Origin of the sequence: Ilyobacter sp., from assembly GCF_041583315.1 — a bacterium.
GTDB lineage: Bacteria > Fusobacteriota > Fusobacteriia > Fusobacteriales > Fusobacteriaceae > Ilyobacter.
The window spans coordinates 1-10,527 of record NZ_JBFHGC010000027.1; the positions used below are offsets into that span (position 1 = coordinate 1).

General features: G+C 37.3%; 7 protein-coding genes. 2 read left to right on the forward strand and 5 right to left on the reverse strand.

Annotation, left to right across the window (positions count from 1 at the left end; all coding sequences use genetic code 11):
• The first annotated feature begins 562 nt into the window (after positions 1–562).
• Together ABZA26_RS01985 and ABZA26_RS01990 are read left to right on the forward strand one after the other, a co-directional pair.
• The gene (locus ABZA26_RS01985) at positions 563–1,594 is read left to right on the forward strand and encodes an isocitrate/isopropylmalate dehydrogenase family protein (protein ID WP_372712847.1); all 1,032 of its coding nucleotides are present in this window, start codon (positions 563–565) and stop codon (positions 1,592–1,594) included.
• Positions 1,595–1,679: 85 nt separating this feature from the next.
• The gene (locus ABZA26_RS01990; RefSeq protein WP_372712848.1) at positions 1,680–3,935 is read left to right on the forward strand and encodes a hydratase; all 2,256 of its coding nucleotides are present in this window, start codon (positions 1,680–1,682) and stop codon (positions 3,933–3,935) included.
• A 37-nt stretch (positions 3,936–3,972) separates the two neighbouring features.
• Here the strand turns inward: ABZA26_RS01990 and mnmA are convergent, their stop codons facing one another.
• From mnmA to ABZA26_RS02015, 5 genes are all read right to left on the reverse strand, one after another.
• Entirely contained in the window at positions 3,973–5,064 is a 1,092-nt protein-coding gene (mnmA, locus tag ABZA26_RS01995; protein ID WP_372712849.1) for a tRNA 2-thiouridine(34) synthase MnmA, read from the reverse strand.
• Positions 5,065–5,071: 7 nt separating this feature from the next.
• Positions 5,072–5,788 carry a biotin--[acetyl-CoA-carboxylase] ligase gene (locus ABZA26_RS02000; protein WP_372712850.1) on the reverse strand — a complete coding sequence of 239 codons (717 nt, stop codon included), beginning with the start codon at positions 5,786–5,788 and terminating at the stop codon, positions 5,072–5,074.
• Between the two features lie 148 nt (positions 5,789–5,936).
• On the reverse strand, positions 5,937–7,217 hold the full coding sequence (locus tag ABZA26_RS02005; RefSeq protein ID WP_372712851.1) for an ArsB/NhaD family transporter: 1,281 nt from the start codon (positions 7,215–7,217) through the stop codon (positions 5,937–5,939).
• 13 nt (positions 7,218–7,230) lie between these two features.
• Positions 7,231–8,154 carry a PTS sugar transporter subunit IIA gene (locus tag ABZA26_RS02010; protein WP_372712852.1) on the reverse strand — a complete coding sequence of 308 codons (924 nt, stop codon included), beginning with the start codon at positions 8,152–8,154 and terminating at the stop codon, positions 7,231–7,233.
• Positions 8,155–8,475: 321 nt separating this feature from the next.
• Positions 8,476–10,527: DegV family protein (locus ABZA26_RS02015; protein ID WP_372712853.1), on the reverse strand; the 2,052-nt coding region annotated here is incomplete at its 5' end.

Consider the following 10,527-nt stretch of genomic DNA (forward strand, 5'->3'; position numbering starts at 1 on the left):
AAGATTCTAAAGATTTTAAAAAGCATTTAAATATTCTAATCTTTAAGTGGCATTGATAAAATCAGCGTTAAGAATGACCGCAGAGAAATCCTTAGAAAAAATCGACTGTTTGAGCGCAGCGAGTTTCGAGTTTTTCTTGGATTTTCAAGGTCATTTAGCTGATTTTTCACAGCCTTGAACTTTTGGTTACTTTTCTTTCAAGAGAAAAGTGACATCATATAAATTCAATAATTTAATTTTAGTAATTAACTCGCATCTTCAGTTAATTATACATCTATGCCATAACTATTCAACTATTAATTTAATTTATTCAAAATTTCCAACTCAAAATAATACTTATATACACACTATATGTTACTGATATAAAAAATAAACTTGCTGTATACAGTGTCCGATGTTATTATATATTATATTAATAGCAATCCATTTTAGGATTTATACAGTTTATGTAAAGGTTTTTATTCTGCTGCTTTGTATATTATAAAGTAGCCTCTGATAAAAACTTTTTTAATGCCAAAAAAACAAAAAAATAAATCTAACTGTGTTAGAAAGGAGAGATATTATGCATAAAATTACACTCATCCCAGGAGACGGAATAGGACCTGAAGTTACAGGTAGTACAGTAAAAATACTAGAGGCTGCTGGATTTCAAGCAGAGTGGGAGGTAGTAAACGCCGGTGCAGAGGTATTTGAAAAGACCGGAGTTCTTGTCCCTGATGAAGTATTTCAAAGTATAGAGAGAAATAAAGTAGCCCTCAAAGGACCTATCGCTACTCCTATCGGAAAGGGTTTTCGAAGCATAAACGTCCAGCTGAGAAAGAAATATGATCTTTATTCAAATATAAGAGAAGTCAAAAACATTCCGGGAGTTAAGTCTAAATATGATAACATCGACCTTGTTATTTTCAGGGAAAATACAGAGGGTCTCTATATCGGTATAGAGGAGATGGAAGATGAAGACACTGCTGTGGCAAAAAAAGTAGTGACAAGAAAAGGTTCCATGAGAATTGCAAAGGCTGCCTTTGAATATGCAGTACAGCACGGAAAAACAAAAGTTGCTGCTGTCCACAAGGCAAATATTCTAAAACTGGCAGACGGATTATTCCTCGACTGTGTCAGAGAAGTGGCTAAGGATTATCCGGATATAAAGCTTTCAGAAGTTATCGTAGACAATATGTGTATGCAGATGGTTATGAACCCTTCTCAGTTTGAAGTTATAGTGGCACCAAATCTTTACGGAGATCTTCTTTCTGATCTTGCTGCAGGTCTTGTAGGAGGACTCGGACTGGTTCCAGGTGCAAATATAGGTAATGATATAGCTATTTTTGAAGCAGTGCACGGGAGTGCTCCTGATATAGCCGGTAAAAACCTGGCTAACCCAATCGCTGTTCTACTTTGTGCAGTTCATATGATGAAATATCTAGAGGATTTTGACAGAGCAGAGCTTGTCTATAGAGCCATAATCGAAGTCATGGAAGAAGGAAAACACCTTACAAGAGACATGGGTGGAAAGGCTACTACTACGGAAATTACTCAGGCAATAATTGATAAAATAAATTCTATCAAATCATTCTCTTCTAGAATAACAAAATAATCAGATCTCAGACAGGAATAACGATCTGAGCGATGAATAAACACATGATTTTTAACAGTCGAAACTTTATCCAAGGAGGATTTTAATGATAAAACTTAGTGATTCAGGAGTATATCTTGTAGACGGAAATAAGATCGTACCTGTTGATTCTGGAAAAAATTTGGGAACCACTCCAGCTGAGGCGAGGAAAAATACAATGGCTTATTCCATACTGAAATCCCACAACAAATCTGATAATATGGAAAAACTTAATATAAAATTTGACTGCATGGCATCCCACGATATAACCTACGTGGGAATTATCCAGACAGCTAGGGCCAGCGGTCTAAAAAAATTCCCCATTCCCTATGTTTTGACAAACTGTCACAACAGTCTGTGTGCTGTCGGTGGTACCATAAACGAAGATGACCACATGTTCGGACTTTCTGCTGCCAAAAAATACGGAGGAATCTACGTACCTGCCCATCAGGCCGTCATTCACCAGTATATGAGGGAAAAGATGGCAGGATGCGGAAAAATGATCTTAGGATCTGACTCTCACACGAGATACGGAGCCCTGGGAACTATGGCTATAGGTGAAGGTGGAGGAGAGCTTGCAAAACAGCTTCTGAATAAAACCTATGATATCAAATGTCCAGAGGTTATAGGGGTCTACCTCACAGGAAAACCTAAAAAAGGTATCGGCCCTCAGGATATCTCCCTGGCTATAATCGGGTCTGTATTCAAAAACGGATATGTAAAAAATAAAGTTATGGAGTTTGTGGGAGATGGCATTTCCGGACTGAATGTAGAATTCAGAAACGGTATAGATGTCATGACCACAGAGACTACATGTCTCTCCTCTATATGGACTACTGACGAAAAGGTAAAAGATTATCTCGGAGCACACTCACGTATAGGGGACTACAAAGAGCTGAACCCTGGAAATATCGCTTATTATGATGGAATGATCGAAGTGGATCTGTCAAAGATTGAGTCTATGATCGCTCTTCCTTTCCATCCGAGTAATGTCTACACCATAAAAGAGCTCAATGCAAACTTAGAAGAGATTCTAACAAAGGTGGAAAAAGAAGCTGCAGAACAGGGACTCAAAATTGATCTCAAAAGTAAAATCATAGACGGAAAACTTCATGCAGAACAGGGAATTATCGCCGGGTGTGCCGGAGGTACGTATGATAACCTTGTAGATGTTGCTGACATTCTAGACAGCAAGCCGGTAAACAGTCATGATTTTTCACTTAGTGTATATCCTTCCAGCCAGCCTACAGCTCTGAGCCTTGTAAAAAATGGTTCTACTGCTAAATTTATGGCTTCCGGAGCCATTGTTCGGACTACATTCTGCGGACCTTGCTTCGGAGCAGGAGATACTCCTGCCAATAACCAGCTGAGTCTGCGTCACACTACCAGAAATTTTCCAAGCAGAGAAGGTTCTAAACCTGGAGAGGGACAGATCTCGTCTGTGGCACTAATGGATGCAAGGTCAGTAGCTGCCACAGCTATAAACGGTGGTATCCTAACTCCTGCTACAGATCTGGATATAGAATACACAAAGCCAGAATATAAATTTGATGATACAGTTTATAAAAACAGGGTTTATTATGGATATGAGCATCCTGTTGAATCAGAGCTGACATTCGGTCCGAATATTGTGGACTGGCCTGCAATGCCAAAGCTCACAGATAATCTTTTACTCAAGGTCACTGCCTTTATAGAAGATCCTGTGACCACCACTGATGAGCTTATTCCTTCTGGAGAAGCATCATCTTTCCGTTCAAACCCATTAAAACTGGCTGAGTTTACTCTGTCTCGTAGGGTTCCTGAATATGTGGAAAATTCAAAGGCAGTTCAGATATTTGAAAAAGAAAGGGAAAATGGAAATGATCCCACTTCTTCAGATACAAACCTTAAAAAAGTTTTCGATAAGATAAAAACCATTCCGGGACTGGAAAACATCGATCCCAAGGCTACAGGAATCGGTAGTACTATTTATGCCAATAAACCCGGGGACGGTTCTGCCCGTGAACAGGCGGCTTCATGTCAGAAAGTTTTGGGAGGATGGGCCAATATTTCCAAGGAGTATGCTACCAAGCGTTATCGTTCAAATCTTATTAACTGGGGTATGATTCCTTTTACTATAGAGGGAGAGGTTCCCTTTGCAGATGATGACTTTATCTTGATTAGAGATGTAAAAAACTCTATACATAATAAGGTGGATACTATAAAAGCCTATGTTATAGGGGATGATATTAAAGAATTTGACCTGACTCTCACAGACCTTACAGATGAAGAGAGAGAAACTATAATCGAAGGATGTCTTATTAATTATTATAAAAAATCATAAGTAAAATGATCCAGAATAATATTCTGGATCATTTTTTTTAAAAAATTATTTTCCCTCCACCTATCACCAGATCGTTATAGTAAATTACCATATGCTGTCCCGGGGAATTTCTTGCATTTTCTTCATCATATATAAAAAATACACTATCTCCTATTTTTTTCAATCTTCCAGAGAGTCCTGTACTTGAAAATCTTGGTCTTCCCAAAAGCTTTATTTTTTCAAGTTTTTCTATGTCTGCCAAAAAAACAGAGTCAGTTAACTCTACCTCTTTTTTCATAAGGTCTTCAAAATCACCTAAAATAATTTCATTTTTATCAGGGTCTATCTCTATTATAAAATAAACTTTTGGAAAATTTATTCCAAGTCCTCTTCTTTGGCCTATGGTGTATAATTGATATCCTTCGTGTTTCCCCAAAACAGTCCCGTCTTTTGTGACAAAATTTCCAGGTTTTATTTTTTCTCCAAGATGCCTTTTCAAAAGTTCCTTGTATCCTTCAGGTGCAAAGCATATTCCCTGGCTATCTTTTTTATTATGAATCGATATCCCGGCCTCTTTGGCTATCTCTCTAACCCTGTTTTTTTCCAGATTTTTCAGAGGGAACAGCATTCTTTTTAGCACCTCTTCTCCGATTCTGTAGAGCATATAAGTCTGATCTTTTGCAGCACTTTTAGAAAGTTTTAAAAGATGTGATCCTAGCTCCTCGCTGTAAGCTACGTCACAGTAGTGCCCTGTTGATATATAATCTGCTCCCAGTCTGTCAGCAGCTTCTGCAAGTTTTTTTATCTTTATCTTCTCGTCACAGATCACACATGGAGAAGGTGTAACTCCATTAGAATATTCCCCTATAAAATAATTGATTACCTCCTTTTCAAAAGGATCAACTGTATTTATAACATAATGTGGTATCCCCAATTTAAAACAGGTCATTTTTGCGTCATGTATATCATCTAGAGAGCAGCAGGTTTTAGTATTTGTATTTTCAGAGTCTTCATCACCCAGGTGTTTGAGTGTGACCCCTATAACCTCATAGCCTTCTTCCTTTAGAAGGTACGCCGCTACAGATGAATCTACCCCTCCGCTCATTCCCACCACTACCTTGCCTTTCACTTTTACCTCCCTTTTTGTCATCTGATTTTTATTGATTATCCTTAAAGGAGATATGTACCTCCCCTATATCAAAGCTTTTCTTGATCCCGTCTACTGCTACCTCCAGGGTTCCGTCCTCTAGAACTACTCCCCCTATACCCCGTATTATCTTATCTATTATCTTTACCGTTACAGGTTTATCCAGGAGGTAATTCGCCTTATTTATCTCATTCAACATGAGCTTCCATTCTCCATCAACAAATTCTTTGAAGCAGTTTTTAAACTCCTCAACAACTGCAAATACCACTTCTTCAATATGAAATTCTCTCCCGCTTTCTATTCTCATAGAACTAGCCGGGCTGCTAAGGTCTCCAAAATCTTCATTATTCACATTGATCCCTATTCCGATTATAAAGTTTTCATTTATTTTTTCCACCAGAATTCCCGATATTTTCTTGTCATTTACATATATATCATTTGTCCATTTAAACTTATAATCTAAATTTTCAAATTTTTTAAGTGCCCTCAGAACAGCTACTCCTACCACTAAGGGAAGTTTTCTGTATTCCTCCATAATAAGGTTGGAATCCTCTTTCAGCACAAAGCTGAAAAGGGCCGCGCCTTCCTTGGAGACCCAGGTATTTCCTCTTCTTCCTCTTCCTTCACTTTGATTTTTGGCAATTGCCAGATCATAATTTTCAAGTTTATTCTCTCTTTTCAAAAAACTGTTGGTCGAATCTATCTCGTCAAACCTAAAAACCCTCATCAAAATCCCTCCTGTTCTTTGGTAAAATTATATCATAAAGAGCTGTTTTTATCTATTCCAGGGGGTTCATGACTCGATTAATAAACAATACATTATTTTGTCACTCAGTGATAAAAAAAACAGGGCTCTTAAAAAGCCCTGTTTTTTTCTACAAATATCTGAACCACAGATAAGCACTGGCAATAATTAGTGTCTGTATTGAGATTATAGCTCCAAACTTTATAAATTCTACAAAAGATATTTTACACCCGGCTTTTGCAGCTGCAGCCACAGCCACGACATTGGTTGCCGAAGCCAGTATGGTAGCATTCCCTCCCAGGCATGATCCCAGTGAAAGAGCCCACCAAAAGACTTTTACATCTCCTAGCTGTTGGAAAGATGGACTCATTACATGAATTATCTTAGACACAGTAGCTGCATTGGCTACATTTCCAATAATAGATGTAAATAGTGCTGAGACCCAGGTAATAAGCATTACCGCAAAATTAAAGTTTCCAGCTGTCAGATGTACTATCTTTTCCCCTAGCATATCTATGAGATGTGTTTCTTCGATACCTTTTATCATAATAAATAAGCCTATAAAGAAAAAGAGAGTGTCCCATTCTACATGTTTAAATATATCTTCAGGTTTCTTCTTCGCCAGAATAATAAGTGCTACTGCACCACTTAAGGCAATGATGGCAAGCCCTTTATCAATGAAATTATTCATTATAAATCCAGTAATTATAAGTACAAATATTGTTCCTGACTGTTTCAGAAGACTCATATTTCTCAAAGATCTGCTGGCGTCTAGTTCCATTATTCTAGCCTTTAGATCTCTAGATACTACCATCTTCCTACCATATAGAATATACACTGTCACCAGAAGCGACACAAAAGCTATTATGGCAACCGGAGCCGTATTGAATATAAACTCATTAAATCCCAGCTTCCCTTCATTTCCTATGATAAGTTGAGTAGGATCTCCTATCAGAGTAGCAGCTCCACCTATATTAGCAGCCATTATCTCTGTCATGATAAATGGAAAAGGCTTCTGTTTAAGCTGCTCTGCCAGTAGTATAGATACCGGAGCCATTAGAAGTATTGTCGTCACATTGTCTAGAAATGCAGAACATACTGCTGTGACTACAGAGAGCAGTACTATCAGGGCAAAAGGTTCTCCCCTTACAAGCTGAGCGACCTTGATTGCAAACCACTGAAATACTCCTGTTTCAGATACGAGATGTACAACTATCATCATACCTATCAATAAAAATATTATCTCAAGCCTCGAAGCCACAGCCTCTAGAGCTTCTTCCTCATTTAGTAGACCCACAAGAGCCATTGCAAGCCCACCACCCATGGTAGCTAAAACACTGGGAACCTTTTCTGTTATTATCAAAAAAAATACAAATACAAAAATCAGTAACCCGACAATCAATTGTAACATTAAATAACCTCCATTAAATGTGAAGAACTTTCTTAATTATGTCTGATCTCTGGATCATTCCATAATATTTACCATTTTCCACAACATAAATTCTCGTTTTTCCCTTATTTACCATTAAAAAGCAGATTTCCATGATCGGAGTTTTTCTATCCACCGTGATAACATCCATTTTTCTGTACAAATCCTCTATGGTAGCTGTTTTTTCATTTACCAAATACTCCTCAAAAGGTTCTCCCACAGTGAGGAAATTCAAGTCCTGCATAACAGATATATATTTTGGCATACCAAATTCTATAAGTTCTCTTTCTGTTATTTCTCCCAGAAACCGTCCCTCTTCTACTACTGGCAGTCCGGTTCTGTCTTCCATTATAAGCCTTTTAGCAACCTCTTCCAGAGTATCCTTTGGGTGTACAGGCATAAGATCCGGACTCTGTACATCTTCTGCTACTATCTTTCCGTCAATTTCTACCTCGGCATTTTTTATAAAATCAAATAAAACATTAGCATTGGAACTATTTTTTATCTCTTCCAAAACTTTAGGATTCTTTAAAGCTATTTTCATGATTCCGGACATTACCTTCAGCATTCTTTTATTCCTCAGAACTTCAGAAACTAGAAGGATTACCATTTTTACGTCATCTTCTTTGTGAAGTGCAGCAACCTGACATCTGACAGGATTTTTTAGCAAGCCTATTATAATTATGAAATCATCCAATCCTTCAATTCTTGCATGGGGGATAGCAATTCCCTGACCCATGGCAGTTGAAATCTCGTTTTCTCTTTCTAGCACACTCTTTAATATTTCCTTTTTCATTGAGGCTATTTTTTTATCCTCTTGTGCCGATTTTTCTATCAATAACTTTATTGCCTCTTCTTTTGTTTCTACCTCCAGGTTTGTAAAAATAAGTTTTGGATCCAAATAACTGGAAAGCTTCATAAATTTCCCTCCTATAATATTAATTCCTCGCAAGAGTTTATAATCTTCTATCTAAGTATACTCTTTATTTGATATTTTCCTAGCCTTAGCCTGATTTATGTAAAAATCAAAATATCAAACTTTTGTTAAATGGTAATTAACGATATTTTCAAAATTATTATTTGGTTTTTTTTACCACAAACTTATTTATACTACTAATTATATACCATTGTCAAGAAATATACATCTTAAAAAATAGAGCTTCTTTGTGTTAATGTTTGACCAAATTTATCATTTTATATAATTTTTAAAAAAAAGCCGGAAAAATATCCGGCTTTAATCTTATCTAATTTTAGGAAAAATAACCATTCCATAAACTGGCCCACTATGTGAACCTATGGCAGCTCCTATTTCAAATCTTCCCCTATACTCTGATTTTTTCTGTTTATCTCCGATGGTTCTCAGCTGATCCGCACTATCTAGCTCATCCTGAGTCCCGCCCCATCCTGTATAAAGAATTATTGATCCGTTTTTCGACTCATTCTTTATTAATTTTTCCATGTACCTCATAGCACCCATGTCTCCGATAGGCTTTTTCTCGGTACATACCTCTCCGTTTTCAATTGTCAAAACAGGTTTTATTTGGAAAACATCCCCTAACATTGAGGAAGCCTTTCCTATTCTGCCACCCTTCTCTAGGAAGGAGAGCTCTCTTACTACAAAATATACTTTTACCTTATTCTGAGCTTCATCTATCCATTCCAGTATATCCTCAAAACTATGACCCTCTTTCACCAGTCTCGCTGATTCTAGTGCCAGATGACCTAGTCCTAGAGTGACACATTTAGAATCTACAATGGCTACATCCTTTTCTCTTCCTAGCATTCCCCTGGCTACTTTGGCGGCCTGCTGGGTCCCGCTCAGCTTACTTGAAATATGTATAGAAATTATTTTTTTATAACCCTTATTAAAAAGTCTCTCATAAAGATCTTTAAACTCTCCGGGAGACGGCTGTGAGGTTTTTGGAATTACGTCTCCGCTCAGCACTTTTTTCCAGAATTCCCCTTTGGAAATATCTACACCGTCTTTATAATATTTATCCCCTTCTAATTTTAGTTTCAGCGGGATTATGTCGATATGCCTATCACCTATAAACTCTTCATTCAGATCTGATGTGGAGTCAGTTACCACAGCTATCTCCGGAAGTTCCGGATCTCTGTTTTCTATATAAATGTAATAGGAATAATTGTCCTGCATTCCAGGATAGTCTGAATACCTCACATCTGATTCTGGTTTCAGTACTTTATTCCCGTGCTCTGTTGAATCTTTTCCCATCATTGCAAAAACACTCAAGGTATCTCCCGTTATATAGGTTCTGTATATATCCTCTATAAGTTTTTCTACACTGTCTGATTTTTTTCTGATTTTTCCGTTTACAAGGGCTATGTGGTCCCCTTTTTTTATTATCATCTCTTCAGACTTTGTATCTCTCACAGCTTTTGTTATTTCTACTGAGATGTTCCTCTTTACACCTTTCACAAGTTCGTTCAGAGTCTCTACCTTGTTTTTCAGGATATAGTGGCCCTCTAACATAGAGTTTGTTTCTATTACAGTTATGTCTTTAGAGGATCTTTCTGCCGCTATTTTAGAGGATGAAATTATGTTTTTGTTGTTTGGAAGTATTACTATTTTTTCAGCTTTTATCTGTTCTAGTGTTTTCTCTATATCAGAGACACTGGGATTTTGAGTCTGACCTCCTATCAAAACAGCAGAAGCCCCGCTGTTTATAAAAAGTTCTCCTACCTGTAGATTGTCGGCCACTGCAAAATAAGCCACTGGTCGGCTGTTTTCATTCTTCAGTATAGTCTTGGCTTTTGTTGACTTTTCTGATTTATATCTTACATCCTTTGCCAGAACATTTCTATGCTGGATCTTCATATTTTCTATTTTTATATGATTGAGATCTCCTAGTTTCCCTGCTATCTCTATTACTTTTCCTGGATTGTTGGTATGTATGTGAGTCTTGGTCTTTTTAGAGGTCTGAGCACACACCATAGAATCACCCATGGTCAAAATATCTGCCTTATATTTATCCAGATCAAAATCTCCAGATTCTATTATAAATTCTGTACAGTATTTAAAATTTATTTTTTCATTTGAAGTTATACTGTGTTCTAGCTTTTCACGTCTGTGTGACTGAGACTGAACTATCCTCTCTAGGTCTTTCAGCATCTCTGGGTCTGTTACAGATTTTTCAAAACCTTCCAGGATATAAAACATCCCTTTTCCGCCAGCATCTACAACCCCGGCTTCTTTCAGCTTAGGAAGCAGATTTGGGGTCTCCTCCACAGACTGAGCAGCTACATTTTTAAGGTGAGCCAGGAAAAGTATAAA